This is a genomic window from Paenibacillus sp. J31P316, from assembly GCF_056269105.1.
The window spans coordinates 334,103-352,981 of sequence record NZ_JBWDNI010000001.1 but is presented as its reverse complement, the minus strand read 5'-3'; the positions used below and the strand labels follow the sequence as shown (position 1 = coordinate 352,981).

Sequence of the window (18,879 nt, the reverse complement as noted above, 5' to 3'; positions counted from 1 at the left end):
TTGTTTAGGATGGACGTTTTTGCATGCCTTTTATACTCTATACCCGCAGAAATGTTGCCGGATGGCGAGGAAAGCCGCTATCATAGAGAAAACAACGGCAAGCGATGAACGGGAACCCGGCATTGGCTTATGAGGGGAATATGGGGAAAATCATACGATGGACCGTGCTCAGCTTGATAATGGGCGGCTTGACCGGAACGGCGTCGGCATTGTTTCTGGCAGGCTTGGACCGGCTGACGGATACGAGGCTGGACCATCCGTGGCTGTTATGGCTGCTGCCGCTTAGCGGGGCGCTTGTCAGCCTCATGTATAAGAAGTACGGCGCGAATGCCGGAAAAGGCAATAATTTGATCGTGGAGCAAATTCGCCGCGGCGACGGGCCGGCCGGCACGTTCGAGCCGGTGCCTGCCGTTATGGCGCCGTTCGTGCTGCTGGGCACGTGGGCGACGCATTTGTTCGGCGGTTCCGCAGGCCGAGAGGGAACGGCGGTTCAGATGGGCGGAAGCATTGGAGATTTCCTGAGCCGGCTGGTTCGTTCCGAAGGTGCCGAACGACGCATGCTGCTCCTGTGTGGCATCAGCGGAGGGTTCGCCTCCGTGTTCGGCACGCCGCTGGCTGGCGCCGTGTTTGCGCTGGAAGTCGTCACGATGGGGAGATGGATAGCGCTCCGCATGCTCGTGCCTTCCGTCGCAGCGGCCTTCGCAGGCGATTTCGTAACGCGCGCATGGGGAATTCATCATCTGCATTATGCCTGGGGAGACATTCCGGCATTCTCATTGTTCGTATTGTTGAAGGTATTGGCGGCAGCGGCGGCGTTCGGTTTGATGAGCCTGCTGTTCACGCTTGGCATTCTAATCGTTAAGCGAGGCATGGCTGCGATTGCCGAACATGCCGGCTGGAGGAGCTTTATCGGCGGGTTCATCGTGATTGGTCTCGTGTATGCGGTCGGGACGCGCGAGTACTTGGGACTTAGCCTTCCGCTGCTTGAGCGAGCTTTTGACGAGCCGCTGTCATCATTCGCGTTCCTGTGGAAAACGATCTTCACGGTCATTACGCTTGGCTCGGGCTACATGGGAGGCGAAGTGACGCCTTTGTTCGTCATCGGAGGAACGCTCGGCAACGCTTTGTCGCCGGTGCTGCAGCTTGGCGTTCCTTTCCTGGCGGGACTTGGTTTGATCGGCGTCTTCAGCGGAGCGGCTAACGCGCCTGCCGCCTGCTTCTGCCTCGGCTTGGAGCTGTTCGGCTTTCATGGTGCAGGTTACATGGCAATCGTCTGTCTGGTCAGCTACATGTTCTCCGGCCATGCCGGTATCTACGGCGCGCAGTTAGCCGGCGTCGAGCGGCCGCGATATTTTGTCCGATTCCCTGGTCTTGCGATTATCAGGGATCGGTGGAAAAAACGACGCGGCGAGTAGCCGGCCTGACAGTCGCGCAAACGCCAACACGAACGCATACAACGACAACGCAAAGAAGGAGCGCCGTTCGCATCGGAACGGCGCTCCTTCTGATTAAATGAGCGTAAGTGCGGGTATTATTAATGATAAGCCATTCGGCTAAGAAACGCGGCGCGCGAAGGCGTAATGCGATTTCCACCAGCCGGAGTTGATCGTGTCGATCGTAACGCCCGGATCGCCGTACGTGTGGATGATTTTACCCCCGCCGATGTAGATGCCGACGTGATGAACGGGCTTGTAGAAGAAGACCAGATCGCCAGGCTGCAGGTTGGACTTGCTTACGGCCTTGCCGACTTTAGATTGGGCTTGGGACGATCGCGGAAGCGTAACGCCGTGCATTCCGAATACTTTCTTCGTGAACGATGAGCAGTCGAAGTTACGCGTCGTCGACGTGGAAGCGTCGAATTTGTACGGCGTGCCCAAATATTTTTTGGCGGACGAGATAACGCTCGATGCTTTCGAAGAAGAAATGGCGTGAGCCGGCTTTGCTTGGAGTACTGCCGTGCCGCCCAAAAGCAGCGAGAAGCTGACCGTAACGCTCAATACTAATTTACCGAATTTGTTTTTCATCATGTGAAGTTCCCCCTTGGTGTAGGTGATTGGATTTGACGATCGCTTACAAGACGGTAGGACTTTTAACCTAGGACAACTATACCACATGTTTTTCTTCCAACATTTACTTGAAACCTTTGGAATACATGCGTGATAAGGCTTTCATAGGTTCTATGAGAATTCGATTAGAAATTCCTCATGAAATGAATATTGACAGCGCTTTACGAATACGATTCTAGATAAACGGTTGAAGGGAGCCGGAATCATGAACGTGTTCTATCTCGCAAGCCTGGCAGCCGTGACGGGCTTGTCCGGCCGTTCGATCTATTGCGCCTACCGAAGACGCGCGGCAATCAGCTGCATGGCAGGCATGATGATCGCGATGACCATCGGCATGATGCAAAGTCTTGCGGCAGGTACGATCGCGGGCTTAATGCTCCCCGGCGATCTTGCGGTTCCAACGGCCGGCGCGGTGCTGCTCGGCGTCGTATGCGGGTATTTGGCAGGCAAACCGGTCAGTACGATGGCCGCGCTCGACGGCATGCTCGCAGGCATTATGGGCGGCATGATGGGAGCGATGCTTGGCGTGATGATCGGCCGCCACGCCGCGATGATGGTCTTATTCGTAGACGTTATTTTCGTGTTCATACATATTGTATTGCATCAGCTGATTAACGAAGAGACGGCAGCTCCCGGCGCCTCGGAGAAGACGGAGGCTTCCCAAGCAGGGACGGTGCTGCTTCATCCGTACGTATTCGGTTTGGGCATTTTCGTATTGGCTGCCGTGTTTCTGTATCAAGGATGACAGCACATTGTATACCCCCCTTAGGTATGATATAGTGAGTAATAATAAGGGAGGGTAACGTGATGGACCAAACCTGCCACGATGTAACCAATGCGGATGAGGGTCATGCCGTACACCGCACGAGTTCGCACAGCCAGGAGACGAAGAACAAACTGATTTCCAGGCTGAATCGAATCGAAGGACAGATCCGCGGCGTTAAAGGCTTAATTGATAAAGACACGTATTGCGACGACGTACTGAACCAAATTGCCGCTGCCCAATCGGCATTGAACAGCGTAGGGAAGCTGTTGTTGGAGCATCATATGAACAGCTGCGTCATCGATCGCATACAGCAGGGCGACCATGAGGTCGTGAAGGAATTAATGGTCACGATGAACAAGCTGATCAAATAAGGAGAAGGCCGGCAGCGTCCGCGATTGCAAGGTCTTTTTTTTGTCTATTGAAATACCCCCATGGGGTATGTTATAGTGGTTTTGAGACAACATATACCCCATGGAGGTATATAGATCGGGAAAGGATTTGACAACGATGACGATGGAAAACACGACCCTTCGCATCAGCGGGATGACCTGCGCGGCATGTTCGTCCCGGATCGAGAAAGGGCTTAATCGAATAGATGGCGTGGCGAATGCAGCCGTTAATTTGACGATGGAAACCGCGCGGGTGGAATACGACGGCGACGTTACCGATCCCGCGGCCATGGTGGACCGAATCGAGGCGCTCGGCTATCAGGCGGAGCTGCATACGGAGACCGTTCTACCAGGCAAGTCGACAGAGCTGCGGAGGCTGCGCTTGCGCTTCTATATTGCAGCCGTCCTATCGCTCCCGCTGCTTGCTGCCATGGCGGGGCATTTTCCTTTCTTGTCTTTCTTGGCGATCCCGGAGTGGCTCATGAACCCCTGGCTCCAGTTGGCCTTGGCTACGCCGGTACAATTCTGGATCGGCGGCCCATTCTATGTCGGCGCTTATAAAGCGCTGCGGAACCGCAGCGCCAATATGGACGTGCTGGTCGCGATGGGGACGTCGGCCGCTTATTTCTACAGCCTATATGAGACGGTGGCATCGCTCAAGAACGGCGCGCATAGGTTGGAACTGTATTATGAAACGAGCGCGCTCCTGATTAGCTTCCTGCTGCTTGGCAAGCTGCTGGAGACGCTGGCCAAAGGACGCACCTCGCAGGCAATCGGGGCATTGATGGGCTTGCAGGCCAAGCATGCGACGGTTGTCCGCGACGGCCAAGAGCTGAAGCTGGCGCTCGCGGACGTCGTGGCGGGCGATCTCGTTCTCGTCAAGCCCGGGGAGAAAATCCCCGTCGACGGCACGGTCGTCCGCGGCAGTTCATACGTAGACGAGTCCATGCTGACGGGAGAGAGCGTGCCGGTAAGCAAAGAAGCCGATGACCGCGTCATCGGCGCCACGATGAACGGCAAAGGATCGCTGACGATTCGCGCTGTCGGCGTCGGACGGAACTCCGTTCTGGCGCAGATCGTCCGCGTCGTCGAGGAGGCGCAGGGATCCAAGGCGCCGATCCAGCGAATCGCGGACGCGATCTCGGGCATCTTCGTGCCGATCGTCATCGGGCTTGCGGTCGTTACGTTCCTGCTTTGGTACTTCGCATTCAGTCCCGGCGTATTCACGGATGCGCTTCGCACGGCCATCGCGGTGCTGGTCATCGCCTGTCCGTGCGCGCTGGGATTGGCAACGCCGACCTCCATCATGGCCGGCTCGGGGCGGGCAGCCGAGCTCGGCATCTTGTTCAAGGGCGGCGAGCATCTCGAGCGTGCCCATGGACTCGATGTCATCGTGCTGGATAAGACGGGCACGGTGACGGAAGGCAAGCCTCGGCTGACCGATTTGGAACTTGAGCCAGGCTTTGAGTCCAAGCAGCTTCTAGGCTGGATCATGGCGGCGGAGAGCAGTTCCGAGCATCCGCTCGCGGAAGCGATCGTCGCCGGACTGCGGGAACAGGGACATGCGCCATCCGCGGGGCTGCAGCGCTTCGCAGCCGTGCCGGGCTTCGGCATCGAAGCGGTGGTCGATGGCCGCGAGATCGTCATCGGCACCCGCCGGTACCTGTCGCAGCGCGGGATCGCCCTAAGCGAAGCCCGGCTTGAGCGTCTTGCGGAGCTCGAAGAGCGCGCGAAGACCGTCATGCTGGCTGCCGTCGACGGCAGCTATGCGGCAAGCCTTGCCGTCGCGGATACGATCAAGCCGACATCGCGTGCGGCGGTCGCCGCATTGAAGACGCTCGGCTTGGAGGTTATGATGGTAACGGGCGATAATGAAGCGACTGCGCTCGCCGTCGCCAAGCAGGCCGGGATCGACCGTGTGCTTGCCGAAGTGCTTCCCGAGGGCAAGGCTCAAGAGGTCAAAAAGCTGCAGGCGCAGGGCAAGAAGGTTGCCATGGTGGGAGACGGCATCAACGACGCTCCCGCGCTGGCTACGGCGGATATCGGCATCGCCATGGGTACCGGCACCGATATCGCGATGGAGGCGGCCGACATTACGCTTATGCGCGGCGACTTGAACAGTCTTGCCGATGCGATGGACCTGAGCCGCAGGACGATGGCGAATATCAAGCAGAATTTATTTTGGGCCTTGGCGTACAATGCGGTCGGCATTCCGATCGCGGCGGCAGGACTGCTGGCACCATGGGTAGCGGGGGCGGCGATGGCGCTGAGCTCCGTATCGGTCGTGCTCAGCGCGCTGCGGCTGCAGCGGTACCGGCAGCGTTAAGACGAAAGTCATATAGCTTGCGATTATTTATAGAAGGAGATGGATGAGACGATGACGAGCGTTATTGAAGTAAAAGGCATGTCGTGCCAGCATTGCGTGAACAGCATCGAGGGTGCGCTGAAGAAGAAGGGCGTAGCCGCGAAAGTGGATCTCCCGGCCAACCGCGTGACGGTTGACTTCGAGGAGAAGACAATCACGATCGCTCAGATCAAATCGACGATCGAGGACCAAGGCTTCGACGTCGTGTCCTGATTCGTGTCCTAATTCATGTCCTGATTCGTGACTTGATTCGTCTCTTGATTCGTGTCTCGATTCCTGTCTAGAATCGTATTTGGAATGAAATTGAAGCAGGCCAGGGCCAGTTTCAAGGCTAATCCGCAAAAACGGGTTAGCCTTTTCTTGCGCGGTCATGCTATGATTGATGTTTGATTGGAGGCTCTCGAGACGTGAACAATTATCCGTTTGAATTTGACCCGAAAACGCCGTTCATCCAGCAAGCGAGCGACTGGATCGCCGACGTCTTCTATGAGCGGCTGCCCGAAGCGGGCTTCGAGCTGCGGGATGAGCAGATCTACATGGCGTTTCAGCTGGAGCGCGCTTACAACGAGAAACGGACGATTTTCGCCGAAGCCGGCGTCGGCACGGGGAAGACGTTCGTCTATTTACTTTATGCCATTAACTATGCGCGGTATACGCGCAAGCCGGCGATTATCGCGTGTGCGGACGAATCGCTGATCGAGCAATTAGTCAAGCCTGAAGGCGATATAGCCAAGCTTGCGCGCTATTTGGATCTGACGATCGATGCACGGCTGGGCAAATCGATGGACCAGTATATTTGTCTGAATAAGCTGGATGACGCGCGGGGCGGCAACGACGATTTGGAAGCGTTCGGAGGGGTCCATGCTTCGCTGCCGGATTTCGTGAACAATCCCGGTACGATGCAGGCTTTTCAGCCTTACGGCAATCGGAAGGATTATCCTCATTTGACGGACGAGCAGTGGAATGCGATTTCTTGGGACGTGTTTCAGGATTGCCTCGTCTGCAGCAGGCGCCACCGCTGCGGCCAGACGCTCTCTCGGGAGCATTACCGCAAAGCGGCGGATATTATCATCTGCTCGCATGATTTCTATATGGAGCATGTGTGGACCTACGAAGCGCGCAAGCGCGAGGGACAGCTGCCCTTGCTGCCGGAGCACAGCTCGATCGTCTTCGACGAAGGCCATCTGCTGGAGACGGCCGCGCAGAGCGCGCTGACCTATAAATTCAAGCACAGCGTATTCGAATCCATCATTACGCGCCTGCTGCAAGGCGAAATCCGCGAAACGCTTGCCGTGGTCATCGACGAAGCCATCGAGCAGAGCGAGAAGCTGTTCGACATGCTCGCTGCGGGAAGCATTGCCGTCGAAGCGTCCGATCGCAGGGAAGTTCCGCTTACGGGCGAGCTGCTTCGCGAGCTGGACCGATTCGGCGCGCTGCTGTCCGGGATCGAGGAAGAGCTCGTCTTCGAGAGCGGCATGTTCACGATCGATGCGTATCAGCTAACGATCGTCGAGGAGCATATCGAGATGCTGCAGCTGGCGCTTCGCCTGTTCAAGCAGCCGGAAGGGCTGATCTCGTGGGTGGAGGCCGACAAGGACGGCACGACGCTGGTCATCATGCCGAAGCTGGTCAAAGAAGTGCTGAAGGAGCGCGTGTTCTCCAAGCAGATGCCGGTCGTCTTCTCGTCGGCAACGCTCTCCGTGGACGGTTCGTTCCAGTATACGGCGGACAGCCTCGGTATCGAGGATGCTTTGTCCTTCTCCGTCGCTTCTCCATACGAATACGAGAAACGAATGACGGCGTCCGCTTCAAGCGAATCCGATCGGGCGATGAAGCTGGATATGGTGCTGGATCGACTGCGGATGTCGCACGGAAGAGCGCTTGTTCTGTTCCCGTCCATGGAAGAGCTGCGTTGGTTCCAAGGCGGGATCGCGGGAAAAGCCGGCTTCTCGGAATTCCGTTTCTTGTTCGAGGGAACCGCGGAGATCAGCCATCTCATCGCGGAATTCCAAAACGACGAGGCCAGCGTCCTATGCGCGGTCACGCTATGGGAAGGACTGGATATCCCCGGACCTTCGTTGTCGCATGTGCTGATGTGGGCATTGCCGTTTCCTCCGCATGATCCCGTCTTTGCGGCAAGGCGCCGGGAATCCGCCGATCCGTTCTGGCAGGTGGACATGCCCTACATGCTGCTCCGTCTTCGCCAAGGACTCGGCCGCTTGATACGCAAACGCGACGACGAAGGCATCGTGACGATTTTCGGGCGCGAGCTGGAGGACGAAGCGGTTTTAGCGCGGGTGAAGGCCGTGCTTCCGGCAGGCGTAACGCTCGAAAGCCTTTTCAAGGCGATGAATTGACATCCATGATAGCGAATCTTACAATTTAAATAGTTTGATAGAAAGGGAAGGGGAATGAGATGACGCAACCGGTGAAGAAGTCTACGTATAAAAGCCAGCGCAAAGCCGAGCAGGAACGGCTGGAGAAGCAGCGCAAAACGACGAGGAAGCTCATTTGGATCACGGCGGCCGTCGTCGTGCTCGGCATCATCGCGGCCGTTATTTTCACGCCGAGATCCAATCCGACCGACTTCGATTACGCGAAGCTTCCGGTGCTTGGCAAGGCCGACGCGCCTGTCAAAATCGTCGAGTTCGGCGATTACAAATGCCCGTCCTGCCAAGTTTTCAGCCAGCAGGTGAAGCCGCTATTGGAGAAGGATTACATCGAGACGGGGAAAGTCGCGCTTTACTTCAAGGATTTCGCGTTCATCGGACCGGACTCCTTCACGGCCGCTGCGGCCGCGCATTCCGTATTCCATCAGAGCAACGACGCCTTCTGGAAGTATTATGACGCGCTTTACAAGAACCAGCCCGACGAGAAGACGCTGTGGGCGACCTCGGATTATCTCGTGCAGTTGGCGAAGGACAACAACATCCAGGTCGACCTTGATCAGTTGAAGAAGGACGTCGACGGCAATACGTACGGCAAAGAAGTGACCAAGAGCAATACCGACGCCAAGAAGGCGCGCGTGCAGTCGACACCGACGTTGTTCATTAACGGCAAAGAGTTCACCGGCAGCTTCGCGAGCTATCCCGAACTGAAGGCTGCGATTGACAAAGAACTGGCGGCAGGTCAAGCCGAATGACGACGGGATCGCCGATATTGGCGTTTTTCCGCCGGTACGCCCTTTATCTAGCCTGGGTCGTATCTATCGTCGCGGTCGCGAGCAGCTTATATTTAAGCGAAATCATGAAATTCATTCCCTGTAATCTGTGCTGGTACCAACGGATCTTCATGTATCCGATCGTTATTCTGCTCGGCATTGCCTGTTACGCCCAGGACAGCGGCATTATCAGATATGTCCTGCCTTTGTCCATCTTAGGCGGCTGCATCTCCCTGTATCATTATTTGGAGCAGCAGATTCCGGCTCTGGCCAAGGCGCTGCCTTGTACGGTCGGCGTGCCGTGCAGCGAAGATTATTTGGACTGGTTCGGCGGCTACGTCACGATACCGTTCCTGGCACTGATCGCTTTCATACTGATTACCGCGCTGCTCGTGAACGGCTTGAAGAAGGATGCGGACGATAGCGAGGACGAAGAGGAAGCCGAATTGCTGAGGGCGCATTGATTTCATCGTTTCATCGGGCTGCTGTGCTGTCTCTCCTGGACGCCGGCAGCTTTTTTTTGCGTTTTTTTCCAAACTTGTAGCATGAAGGAACCGATATAGGTAGAAGTAACGCGTAAATATGAAGATTATGAGGACATTCGCCACATGATTTGTCCCACCCAATCAGTTCTGTTATCATGTATGGATGAACGTTACAATGTGGTAATGGAAAAGGAAAGTAATCATTCCGTTGTACAATTAGTGATGGAGGTAGCCGTTAATGACAGCAGACAGTAATCAACACAAGTCGCCCTGGGAGCTCTATTACGGCCCGAATTTGGGTTACATCGAAGAAATGTACGAACGATTCCTGCGCAACCCGGAAGACGTAGATCCCGCCGTAAGAGAATCCTTCGAGAAGTGGGGACCGCCGCCGTCCGCATCGGCAGGCGCGAACGTGAACGTAAGCCCTCCGCTCAAGGTTACGACGGACGGTTCCAATAGCATTAAGACAATCGACCCGGCCTACTTGAAGAAAATCGTCGACGCCGGCAAGCTGGTTCGGAACCTTCGCACGTTCGGACATCTCGCCGCCGATAACGATCCTCTCGGCCTGACGCCGCTGCCGGATACCCGGTTGCTGGAGCCTTCGACGTTCAAGCTGACCGACGAAGACCTGGAAGCCATCCCGGCTTCGCTGATTTGGGAAGAAGCGCCCGGATCGATCGGCAACGGCAAGCAGGCGATCAACCATTTGAAAGACGTCTACACGAAGTCGTTCGGCTTCGAATTCGCGCATATTCACGAGCAGGACGAGCGCCTCTGGCTGCGCCGCCAAGTCGAAGTCGGCATGGCAAGCAAACCGATGAGCGCCAAAGAACGCATCGCGCTGCTTCAGCGTCTGATCGACGTCGAACAATTCGAAACGTTCCTGCACCGCTCTTTCGTCGGTCAGAAACGATTCTCGATCGAAGGAACCGATACCTTAGTACCGATGCTGGACGAAGTCGTGAGAGAAGTGGCTCATGACGGCGCACGGCATATTCTGATGGGCATGGCGCATCGTGGCCGTCTGAACGTGCTGACGCACGTGCTCGGCAAGTCGTATTCGGCGATCTTCTCCGAATTCCACCACTCGCCCAACAAGGAAAAATCCGAAGGCGCGATGGGCGTCACCATCGGCTGGACCGGGGACGTGAAATATCACCTCGGCGCGCACCGTTCGGTGAAAGAAGGCGAAACGGTCGAGACGCGCATTACGCTCGCGAACAACCCGAGCCACTTGGAATACGTCAATCCGATCGTGGAAGGCTTCACGCGCGCGGCGCAGGACGATCGTTCCAAAGCGGGTTATCCGGCCGCGGACTTCGGCAGCGCGGCGGCGATTCTGATTCACGGAGACGCGGCGTTCGCCGGCGAGGGCATCGTGGCGGAAACGCTCAATTTCAAGAAGCTTCGGGGCTACGAGAACGGCGGCACGATCCATATCATCAGCAACAACCGTCTCGGATTCACGACGGAGAGCAGGGATTCCCGTTCGACGTATTACGCGAGCGACTTGGCGAAAGGGTATGAAATCCCGATCGTGCACGTCAGCGCCGACGATCCGGAAGCTTGCATCGCCGCGGTTCGCATGGCCTGCGAGTACCGCCAGAAGTTCCACAAGGACTTCTTGATCGACATGGTGGGCTACCGCCGTCACGGCCACAACGAGACGGACGATCCGGAAACGACCCAGCCGCTGCTCTACCAGAAGCTTCGCAAGCATCCGGTCGTAAGCCGCATCTACAGCGAGAAGCTGAAAGAGAAAGGCCTGCTGACGGAAGAGCAAGTCGAGGACTTGCGTCAACAAGGTCTCGCGAAACTGCAAGCCGCGTTGGATGAAGTTAAGGGAAATGATAAAAGCTACAAACAACCCAAAATGGACGATGTCGGCAGCAAACGCCGCAAGAAAGACATCGTAACGGCGGTGCCGCTGAAGAAGCTTGCCGCCATCAATGCCGAGCTGCTGAAGTGGCCGGAAGGTTTCAAAGTGTACGAGAAGCTCGAACGGATCCTGAAGCGCCGCGCCAATACGCTGGAGCCGGGCGGCAAGGTCGATTGGGGACAAGCAGAAGCGCTCGCGTTCGCGACGATTCTGTCCGACGGCACGCCGATCCGTCTGAGCGGCCAAGATTCGGAGCGCGCGACGTTCGCCTTCAGAAACATCGTGCTGCACGACGTGGAAAACAACAGCACGTTCTCGCCGATGCACACGCTGCCGCAGGCGAAAGCATCGTTCGGGGTCTACAACAGCCCGCTCGCCGAAGCATCCGTGCTCGGCTTCGATTACGGCTATAACGTGTTCTCGCCCGAAACGCTCGTTATTTGGGAAGCGCAATACGGAGACTTCGCGAACTGCGCGCAGGTCATCATCGACCAATTCATAACGGCCGGCCGCGTGAAATGGTCGGAGAAATCCGGTCTTATGATGCTGCTTCCACACGGCTACGAAGGGAATGGACCGGAGCACTCCAGCGCGAAGCTCGAGCGGTTCCTGCTGCTCGCGGCGGAAGATAACGTAACGATCGTCAACATGACGTCGGCAGCCCAATACTTCCACTTGCTGCGTCGTCAAGCGGCTACCCTGAATACCGACGAAGCGCGTCCGCTCATCGTCATGGCTCCTAAGAGCTTGATTCGGAACCCGAGCGTCGCTTCGGACCCTTCCGAGCTCAGCGAAGGCTCCTTCAAGCTCGTGCTGGAGCAGCCGGGTCTTGGCAAGAAGGCGGACAAAGTGGAACGCCTGATCTTCTGCACGGGCAAAATGGCCATCGATCTCGAAGCCGCGCTCGAGCTGAAGGACGACCAGGCAGCCGATGCTTGGGACTGGCTGCATATCGTTCGCGTAGAGCAGCTGTATCCGTTCCCTAAGACGGACGTCGAGCAAATCATCGCCCGTTACCCGAATGTGAAGGAAGTCCTTTGGGTACAAGAAGAACCGCAAAACATGGGCGCATGGAACTACATCGAACCGCGGATCCGCGCGCGCGTGGCGGAAGGCACGACGGTACGCTACATCGGCCGTCCGAAGCGCTCCAGCCCGGCAACCGGCTTCCATTACATTCATAACATCGAACAGCAGCGCATCGTTTCCGTAGCGCTAACCGCAACGAGCAAAGTTAAGGTCCGTTAGATATCCATTAGATTCGGCAAGGAGAGAACAGCGATGAGTGATATTAAAGTACCCGAGATGGGCGAATCGATCGTAGAAGGCACCATTTCCAAATGGCATGTTAAAACCGGTGACAGCGTGAATATCGGCGACGTATTGGCCGAACTGGAAACGGACAAAGTGAACATCGAAATCAGCGCTGAGCAGGCAGGCACGGTAGAATCCCTGCTGCGCGCCGAAGGCGACACGGTCGCCGTCGGCGAGACGATCGGCGTAATCGGCAGCGGTGCCGGCGCCGCCGCACCGGCTGCAAGCCAGCCAGCGGCAGCAGCTCCTGTGAGCCAGCCGGCTGCCGAAGCGCAACCGGAGATGAAGCCGGCAACGCCGGCAGCGCCTCCCGTGGCGGCTTCCGCTCCCGCAGCCGACTCGAACGCATCGATCTCCTCGGCAACGCCGGCTGCTCGCAAGCTCGCCAGAGAGCGCGGCATCGACTTGACGCAAGTGCAGTCTCTTGATCCGCTCGGCCGTATCCGTCAATCGGATATCGAATCGCACGGCACGGCGAAGCCGGTTCCGGTTGCCGCTCCGGCAGCAGCCGCTCCGGCCGCCGCAGAGCCAGGCAAACCGGCAGAACGCCGCAAGATGTCCCGCCGCCGCATCACGATCGCGAAACGCCTCGTCGAAGCGCAGCACACGGCAGCTATGCTGACAACGTTCAACGAAGTCGACATGACGGCGATCCTGGACGTCAGAAAACGCCGGAAGCAAGCGTTCCTCGACAAACACGAGGTCGGTCTCGGCTTCATGTCCTTCTTCACGAAAGCCGTTATCGGCGCGCTGAAGGCTTTCCCGCTCTTGAACGCGGAGATTCAAGGCGATGAAATTCTCGTGAAACAATACTACGATATCGGAATCGCGGTTTCCGCGAAGGAAGGCCTTGTCGTTCCGGTTGTCCGCGATGCGGACCGCTTGGGCTTCGCGCAAATCGAGAAGCAAATCGGCGAGCTTGCCGGCAAAGCGCGTGCGAACACGCTGTCGCTGAACGATCTGCAAGGCGGAACGTTCACGATCACGAACGGCGGCGTCTTCGGATCGCTGCTGTCCACGCCGATTCTGAACGCACCGCAGGTCGGCATTCTCGGCATGCACAAAATCCAAATCCGTCCGGTTGCCATCAACGCGACCGAGATGGAGAACCGTCCGATGATGTACATCGCGCTGTCGTACGATCACCGTATCGTCGATGGCTCGGAAGCGGTTCGCTTCCTCGTCACCGTCAAAGAACTGCTGGAAGATCCGGAATCCCTCTTGCTGGAAGGCTAAGAGGAACCGTAATTTACTTCAACCTCACAACTGGCGTCAGGGCATCTGTCCTGAATCGTCAGCTTGTGAGGTTTTTTATTTGCTATTCCCGAACGTTCTACATAAAATAAGAGCAACGAGAGAGAAAACGGAGGCGGATGAGATGAACGTACGTAAAATGCGCTTGTTTGATTTCGAGAACATCCACTCCAGCGAAGATCGGGACGAGTACGAGAAGGACTATGCGCGGTTGATCCAATCGCCGGCATTTCGCCGGCTGCAAGGCAAATCGCAGGTTTTCGGAGCGGGCTCCGGCGACTATTACCGAACACGACTGACGCATTCGCTGGAAGTATCGCAAATTGCCCGCGAGGTGGCGCGGAAGCTGTACAAGACGAATCCGTTCTTGGCCAAACGCGAGCATCCGGGTCTCATGATGGACCCCGAGGTCGTGGAATGCGCCTCCTTGGCCCATGATTTGGGGCATCCCCCGTTCGGGCACAAAGGGGAAGAAGTGCTGAACGAAATTTTGCTCGAGGAATGCGGGCTTAAGTATGAAGGCAATGCCCAAAACTTCCGCATCCTGATGTTCTTGGAGAAACGCGCGGGCAGCGACAGCGGCCTTGATCTGACGGCCGCGGTGCTGCTGGCGATTAATAAATATCCGTACTGCCTGGACGATCCCGGTCGGCTGAAGGGCGTCTACGGCATGGAATGGGAAGGGATCAGCTCCCTGCGCAAAGCCTGGGGCATGCCGGACGGCTGCGCGACGCTGGAAGCGCAGCTGATGGATCTGTGCGACGATATCGCCTATTCGACGCATGATATCGAGGACGGCATCCGCGCCGGCAAAATCCAGATGAATCCGAGCCTGTTCGAAGACGACCGCCTCGTCGCCAACGTCATGCAGGAGATCATCGACGATCCCGGCAATGCCGTCATGCACTGGGAGCAGGTCGACATGAAGCAGATGGTGAAGCAGGCGCTTCTGCATTATTTGCAGCAGTGGGAGAGCATCTACGTGGAATGCGGCAGGGAGCCGTCCCGGACGAGACGCGAGATGAAGGCGCGCTGGGTGCGCAAATTCGTCAGCGGCGTCGGCATTATCGACGATCCGGCTACGGGCTGGAAACGGGTGACCTTCATCCGCGACGGCGTGCAGGATCTCGAGCTTCTGCGCACGATGGAAATCTTGAAGAAGCTCGCCTGGGTGACGCTAATCAAGGACTTCCGCGTGCAGCGACTGCACAAGCGAAGCGAAATCATGATTAAACGGCTCTGGGACAGCTTCAGAGCGCAGGAAACGGGAAGGCTGATCATTCCCCCGGATTGGCTCGAAAGCTACGAGAGACAGCGCAGCAAGTGGCCCTGGGAGCGGATGGTGGCCGATTATATAGCGGGCATGACCGATGCGTATGCCGAGAAGGTTTATGCGGAGTTCTATGCCAGCCGTTCGGGATCGATTTATGAGCGCGATTAAGCGGCGTACGCATGTCGACAGCGGCCCTTGCCGCCAATTCTCTCCGACAATCGCATTAACTTTTAATAAGAAAGCTTTAACTTTCGGTTTTTCCATACGGGCAAGGATGGCGTCGTTCGCCTCCTTGCCCGTTTCTTCGTTTAACCCCTCCTCGCCAAACTAAGCCGTTGAATCCGAAAAATTGAGAAAGAAAATCGCAGGGTAAGCCGCACGAATGTCGTCTAACTTGTTGGAGACCGCAAAAGCCGGTCAACCTCAGACTTATGTCTAGCGGAGTGCCGTCCCGAGGTCCGTTTTAGCGATCTTACGAGCTTGTTATGATGGCTAGGAAGCAGAAAGATATCCTTGGACAGGGGAAAAACGACAAAATAAGGAGAAAAATCATGAAGAAAATACGAAAGACAATTGGATTCAGCCTAGGTGGAATTATAAGTCTGTTACTATTAGCCGCTTTGGTCGTCGTCATCAATCACAAAATCCATTTGAACAGGGAAGAGGCATTGGTTAAGCCCATGGGTCAGATGGTTACGGTAGACGGCCATAAAATGAGTGTCTATACGGAAGGTCAGGGAAATACCACCTTAGTATTTCTGGCAGGAGGCGGCACGGCCTCGCCTATATTGGATTTTAAAAGCTTATATTCCCGATTAAGCGATAAATATAAAATCGCGGTACCAGAACGAATAGGGTATGGTTTCAGTGATGTTACGGACGTACCGAGGGACCTGGATACCGTATTGGAGGAGGACAGACAAGCGTTATTATTAGCGGGGTTGAAACCTCCCTACGTATTAGTTCCGCATTCGATTACGGGTTTGGAATCCGTATATTGGGCACAAAAATATCCCGAAGAAGTATCTGCCATCGTAGGCATAGATGTGGGTACTGTAAATGCATATTTCGACCCCAGTACGCCGAAAATCGCAGATTTTATTACGAAAATAAAAATACTGGCCTTTGCTGAAAAAATGGGCGTCACCCGTTTCATCCCATCCATGGTTGAAAGTGAAGCGGCAATAACGGATGGTGACCTGACCGATCATGAAAAAGATATCTATAAAGCCGTCTATTATAGGAGAACGAATACAGCACCGATGGTAGAAGAGCTAGTGGATCTAATGGATAATGCTCATAAGGTGGATGCATTGCCGCCGCCGCAGCTGCCGGTATTGTTTTTCATATCGAACGGCGACGGAATCGGTCTTGGTTATAGCAAAGAACAATGGCAAGGGTTCCAAATCTCCTACCTTTCAAAAATAGCGAATAGCAAGTATGAATTGATGGACTACGGACATTATCTTCAAGATTTCGCACCGGATGTGCTTGCGCAGAAGATCGAAGAATTTGTACCGGCTCACTAAAACGGCTTTGCATTCATACGGGCAAGGACGGCGTATATATTGCGTCTCCTTGTCCGTTTCTTCGTTTAAACCCCTCCTCAGGATAATCGCGCAGAAGCTTCTCCATTTCATTCGTCCGTATAGAAAAAATAATTGCAGGGTAAGCTGAACGATTGTCGTCTAACTTGATGGAGACTGCAAGGGGGGGATGTTCTGAAGGAAGAGAAATGGATCGATGACGTACTTTCCGGCAGGCATGAATCCTATGCTTACCTTGTAAATGAATACCAAAGCAACGTTTATCATGTATGCCTGGGGGTAACCAGAGAAGACGAATCTGCGAGAGAGTTGGCCCATGTCGTATTAACCAAAGCGTATTATGCTTTGCCCTCCTATAGGAAGGAAGCGGCGTTCGGGACGTGGTTATATCGAATCGCGGTACGTACTTGTTTGGATTGGAAGAAATCGAAGCAGCGCGAATGGAGTCACCGTGCCACTGCCGAAGAACAAGAAGCGGAAGCAATAACCGAAGAGACGCCGGAGAAGCTCCTATTGGACAAGGAGATGAAGGCGGAACTGATGCAGCTCGTCAGGGAGATGAAGGAACCTTATAAATCCGTCATTTATTTGTACTTTTTTCGCGGACTATCCTACAAGGAAATCTCCGAACAGACGGGGGCGGCAGAGAAAACAATTGAGTCCCAATTGTACCGGGCCAAACAAATTCTTCGCAAGAAAAAGGAGCGGTTCCGATGAAATGTCATTCGGTACAAATGAACATCACATCGTATATAGAGCGTTCGCTGCATCCGATCAGAATGCAGGAAATCGAAAGGCATTTAGAGGAATGCGAAGCGTGCAGAGCGTGGTATCAGGAAGTGCTTGAACTGGAGCGCATATGGAACGATCCTTCTCTTCCGGCGCTTGAAGAAGATTTGTTTCCTGCCGTCATGGGGATCATCAACGCTAGGCCGAATCCCTACAAGCGGCAGAATCCGTTCAATCCGTTGTTGAAAATGGCGTTGGCATCCGCATGCGCGCTGGTCTTGTTCATGTTTACGGGCGCAGCTTTTTTCGATACAGCCGTATCCAATATCGGCATGTATAATGAGCTTTTCGCTCATTCGATAGCCAATCTGTTTCACGACTTATCTGGCAACTCATAAGAAAAGGAGTGTTCGACATGGATCGCAAAAAAATGAGCATCATCACATTCGTTTTATCCATGATTCCTGGGCTGGGCCATTATTATTTGGGCTTTAATCAGTCGGGATTGAAGTACATGATTGCTTCTTTTGCCTGTATCAGCTTGATTCCTGCTTTTCCCATGGTGTTCCCGTTTGCGCTTGCCACGATCTGGTTCTATCAAATCTTCGACGCCCTGCAGAAGGCATCGTGGCTGAATAAGAATCGTGATTTGCAGGAAAGTCCGCTATGGACGAATCCCGCCTCGATGTTCGACGAAATCGAACGGGAACGAACCGTTTCGTCCTTATGGATCGGTATTGGAATCGTAACGGCCGGCGTGTTCGTTGCCATCGTAACGCTATTCCCTCACCTGCGCGATTGGATCTTAGAGCCGAAGAACGGAAGCATGTTAATCGCCGCCGTCTTAATCGTCTACGGGGCAGTTTTGATCGTCAGACATGTTCTGGATAAGAAAGGCGGAACCAGATGAGTGCCTATGCTGACCGCGTCTTTCGATCCATTTGGATGGTATGGGAACGAGGGTTTGATGCCTTCTGCCTCATTAGCAGCAAGCATGCGGCTGACTTCGGTATTTGCAAGCTGCTCATCAAATCCCATAGAGGGGCTAGCATTCAATGCGAGGACGGCAGTTGGATTCGTCATGGCGACTGGGTTGGCGAACTGCATATCAACAACCATAAGATAAATCGCATGCTGCAGCATAAAAGTCCGGAACGCGTTGCGCTCGAGACCGCAAGGCTGGGGCGCCGTGCCCTTCGGGACATCAGCAGCAGTCTCTACAATGGCGCATATCAACCGGACATCAAAGCCCTGATCGGCATTACGATGCTGCATCGAGGGATTATTCACGGGGCCGGCTTCGAGCTGCATCCATTGCGAGCCGGTTGGTTTCAAAGCATAACCACCTGGTATCTCCGGCTTCTCATGCGAGCTATTCATCCGCTGGGAAAAAAACGCGTTCATGGCGAACAAACGAAATTATATCCGATGCAATTAATTATGCCCGTAGCGTCATTATTCAAGATGTACCCTCCCAGTAACGCCCAAGAACCAAAGGAGCAATCAGTTGGTTGATTCATGCATGCAAGAGCTGAAATAGCCAGGCCGTCAGGACTTTTGTCTAGCGGAATGTTGGCCAAAGCCCGGTTAAATGATCCTTCTAGCTTGTTAAGATGGCACTATTAATTTCATTCGAATATATTATA

General features: G+C 55.1%; 17 protein-coding genes. 16 read left to right on the top strand and 1 reads right to left on the bottom strand.

The genetic code is table 11. The features are described from left to right. Nucleotides 1-140 precede the first annotated feature (140 nt). On the top strand, nt 141-1,415 hold the full coding sequence (locus tag AC0YNU_RS01475; RefSeq protein WP_475752543.1) for a chloride channel protein: 1,275 nt from the start codon (nt 141-143) through the stop codon (nt 1,413-1,415). Nucleotides 1,416-1,553: 138 nt separating this feature from the next. On the opposite strand, the gene AC0YNU_RS01470 is transcribed toward AC0YNU_RS01475, so the two are convergent. Next, the gene (locus tag AC0YNU_RS01470; RefSeq protein ID WP_475753912.1) at nt 1,554-2,024 is read right to left on the bottom strand and encodes a C40 family peptidase; all 471 of its coding nucleotides are present in this window, start codon (nt 2,022-2,024) and stop codon (nt 1,554-1,556) included. Between the two features lie 247 nt (nt 2,025-2,271). Here AC0YNU_RS01470 and AC0YNU_RS01465 point away from each other — a divergent pair, with 247 nt between their 5' ends. The 15 genes from AC0YNU_RS01465 to AC0YNU_RS01395 all read left to right on the top strand — a co-directional run bounded on the left by AC0YNU_RS01465 (nt 2,272) and on the right by AC0YNU_RS01395 (nt 18,748). After that, nucleotides 2,272-2,811 (top strand): hypothetical protein, encoded by a 540-nt coding sequence (locus AC0YNU_RS01465; protein WP_475752542.1) that lies wholly within the window; start codon nt 2,272-2,274, stop codon nt 2,809-2,811. A gap of 62 nt (nt 2,812-2,873) precedes the next feature. Continuing rightward, nucleotides 2,874-3,203, top strand: a complete 330-nt coding sequence (locus AC0YNU_RS01460; protein WP_475752541.1) for a metal-sensitive transcriptional regulator — start codon at nt 2,874-2,876, stop codon at nt 3,201-3,203. A gap of 136 nt (nt 3,204-3,339) precedes the next feature. Next, nucleotides 3,340-5,547 carry a heavy metal translocating P-type ATPase gene (locus AC0YNU_RS01455; protein ID WP_475752540.1) on the top strand — a complete coding sequence of 736 codons (2,208 nt, stop codon included), beginning with the start codon at nt 3,340-3,342 and terminating at the stop codon, nt 5,545-5,547. Nucleotides 5,548-5,598: 51 nt separating this feature from the next. After that, the gene (locus AC0YNU_RS01450; RefSeq protein WP_475752539.1) at nt 5,599-5,799 is read left to right on the top strand and encodes a cation transporter; all 201 of its coding nucleotides are present in this window, start codon (nt 5,599-5,601) and stop codon (nt 5,797-5,799) included. Between the two features lie 194 nt (nt 5,800-5,993). Then, nucleotides 5,994-7,943, top strand: a complete 1,950-nt coding sequence (locus tag AC0YNU_RS01445; RefSeq protein WP_475752538.1) for an ATP-dependent DNA helicase — start codon at nt 5,994-5,996, stop codon at nt 7,941-7,943. Between the two features lie 59 nt (nt 7,944-8,002). Continuing rightward, complete coding sequence (locus tag AC0YNU_RS01440) at nt 8,003-8,728, top strand: DsbA family protein (RefSeq protein WP_475752537.1); 726 nt, start codon at nt 8,003-8,005, stop codon at nt 8,726-8,728. Continuing rightward, complete coding sequence (locus AC0YNU_RS01435; protein WP_475752536.1) at nt 8,725-9,210, top strand: disulfide oxidoreductase; 486 nt, start codon at nt 8,725-8,727, stop codon at nt 9,208-9,210. Before AC0YNU_RS01440 ends, AC0YNU_RS01435 begins: the two co-directional genes overlap by 4 nt. A gap of 259 nt (nt 9,211-9,469) precedes the next feature. After that, nucleotides 9,470-12,364 (top strand): 2-oxoglutarate dehydrogenase E1 component, encoded by a 2,895-nt coding sequence (locus tag AC0YNU_RS01430; RefSeq protein WP_475752535.1) that lies wholly within the window; start codon nt 9,470-9,472, stop codon nt 12,362-12,364. A 33-nt stretch (nt 12,365-12,397) separates the two neighbouring features. Next, nucleotides 12,398-13,666 carry a 2-oxoglutarate dehydrogenase complex dihydrolipoyllysine-residue succinyltransferase gene (gene odhB, locus AC0YNU_RS01425; protein WP_475752534.1) on the top strand — a complete coding sequence of 423 codons (1,269 nt, stop codon included), beginning with the start codon at nt 12,398-12,400 and terminating at the stop codon, nt 13,664-13,666. A 142-nt stretch (nt 13,667-13,808) separates the two neighbouring features. Continuing rightward, the gene (locus AC0YNU_RS01420) at nt 13,809-15,125 is read left to right on the top strand and encodes a deoxyguanosinetriphosphate triphosphohydrolase family protein (RefSeq protein WP_475752533.1); all 1,317 of its coding nucleotides are present in this window, start codon (nt 13,809-13,811) and stop codon (nt 15,123-15,125) included. A gap of 383 nt (nt 15,126-15,508) precedes the next feature. After that, complete coding sequence (locus AC0YNU_RS01415; protein ID WP_475752532.1) at nt 15,509-16,486, top strand: alpha/beta fold hydrolase; 978 nt, start codon at nt 15,509-15,511, stop codon at nt 16,484-16,486. Between the two features lie 174 nt (nt 16,487-16,660). Next, entirely contained in the window at nt 16,661-17,221 is a 561-nt protein-coding gene (locus AC0YNU_RS01410) for an RNA polymerase sigma factor (protein WP_475753910.1), read from the top strand. Continuing rightward, nucleotides 17,218-17,631, top strand: a complete 414-nt coding sequence (locus tag AC0YNU_RS01405; protein ID WP_475752531.1) for a zf-HC2 domain-containing protein — start codon at nt 17,218-17,220, stop codon at nt 17,629-17,631. The genes AC0YNU_RS01410 and AC0YNU_RS01405 overlap by 4 nt, the downstream gene beginning before the upstream one ends. A gap of 17 nt (nt 17,632-17,648) precedes the next feature. Further along, the gene (locus AC0YNU_RS01400) at nt 17,649-18,143 is read left to right on the top strand and encodes a hypothetical protein (RefSeq protein ID WP_475752530.1); all 495 of its coding nucleotides are present in this window, start codon (nt 17,649-17,651) and stop codon (nt 18,141-18,143) included. After that, nucleotides 18,140-18,748, top strand: a complete 609-nt coding sequence (locus tag AC0YNU_RS01395; RefSeq protein WP_475752529.1) for a YkoP family protein — start codon at nt 18,140-18,142, stop codon at nt 18,746-18,748. Before AC0YNU_RS01400 ends, AC0YNU_RS01395 begins: the two co-directional genes overlap by 4 nt. The last annotated feature ends 131 nt before the right edge of the window (nt 18,749-18,879 follow it).

What these genes read in the sequence shown, in the direction of transcription:
- AC0YNU_RS01475 (WP_475752543.1), top strand. Translation starts at nt 141, where the DNA reads ATGGGGAAAATCATACGATGGACCGTGCTCAGCTTGATAATGGGCGGC.
- AC0YNU_RS01470 (WP_475753912.1), bottom strand. Translation starts at nt 2,024, where the DNA reads ATGAAAAACAAATTCGGTAAATTAGTATTGAGCGTTACGGTCAGCTTC.
- AC0YNU_RS01465 (WP_475752542.1), top strand. Translation starts at nt 2,272, where the DNA reads ATGAACGTGTTCTATCTCGCAAGCCTGGCAGCCGTGACGGGCTTGTCC.
- AC0YNU_RS01460 (WP_475752541.1), top strand. Translation starts at nt 2,874, where the DNA reads ATGGACCAAACCTGCCACGATGTAACCAATGCGGATGAGGGTCATGCC.
- AC0YNU_RS01455 (WP_475752540.1), top strand. Translation starts at nt 3,340, where the DNA reads ATGACGATGGAAAACACGACCCTTCGCATCAGCGGGATGACCTGCGCG.
- AC0YNU_RS01450 (WP_475752539.1), top strand. Translation starts at nt 5,599, where the DNA reads ATGACGAGCGTTATTGAAGTAAAAGGCATGTCGTGCCAGCATTGCGTG.
- AC0YNU_RS01440 (WP_475752537.1), top strand. Translation starts at nt 8,003, where the DNA reads ATGACGCAACCGGTGAAGAAGTCTACGTATAAAAGCCAGCGCAAAGCC.
- AC0YNU_RS01435 (WP_475752536.1), top strand. Translation starts at nt 8,725, where the DNA reads ATGACGACGGGATCGCCGATATTGGCGTTTTTCCGCCGGTACGCCCTT.
- AC0YNU_RS01430 (WP_475752535.1), top strand. Translation starts at nt 9,470, where the DNA reads ATGACAGCAGACAGTAATCAACACAAGTCGCCCTGGGAGCTCTATTAC.
- odhB (WP_475752534.1), top strand. Translation starts at nt 12,398, where the DNA reads ATGAGTGATATTAAAGTACCCGAGATGGGCGAATCGATCGTAGAAGGC.
- AC0YNU_RS01420 (WP_475752533.1), top strand. Translation starts at nt 13,809, where the DNA reads ATGAACGTACGTAAAATGCGCTTGTTTGATTTCGAGAACATCCACTCC.
- AC0YNU_RS01415 (WP_475752532.1), top strand. Translation starts at nt 15,509, where the DNA reads ATGAAGAAAATACGAAAGACAATTGGATTCAGCCTAGGTGGAATTATA.
- AC0YNU_RS01405 (WP_475752531.1), top strand. Translation starts at nt 17,218, where the DNA reads ATGAAATGTCATTCGGTACAAATGAACATCACATCGTATATAGAGCGT.
- AC0YNU_RS01400 (WP_475752530.1), top strand. Translation starts at nt 17,649, where the DNA reads ATGGATCGCAAAAAAATGAGCATCATCACATTCGTTTTATCCATGATT.
- AC0YNU_RS01395 (WP_475752529.1), top strand. Translation starts at nt 18,140, where the DNA reads ATGAGTGCCTATGCTGACCGCGTCTTTCGATCCATTTGGATGGTATGG.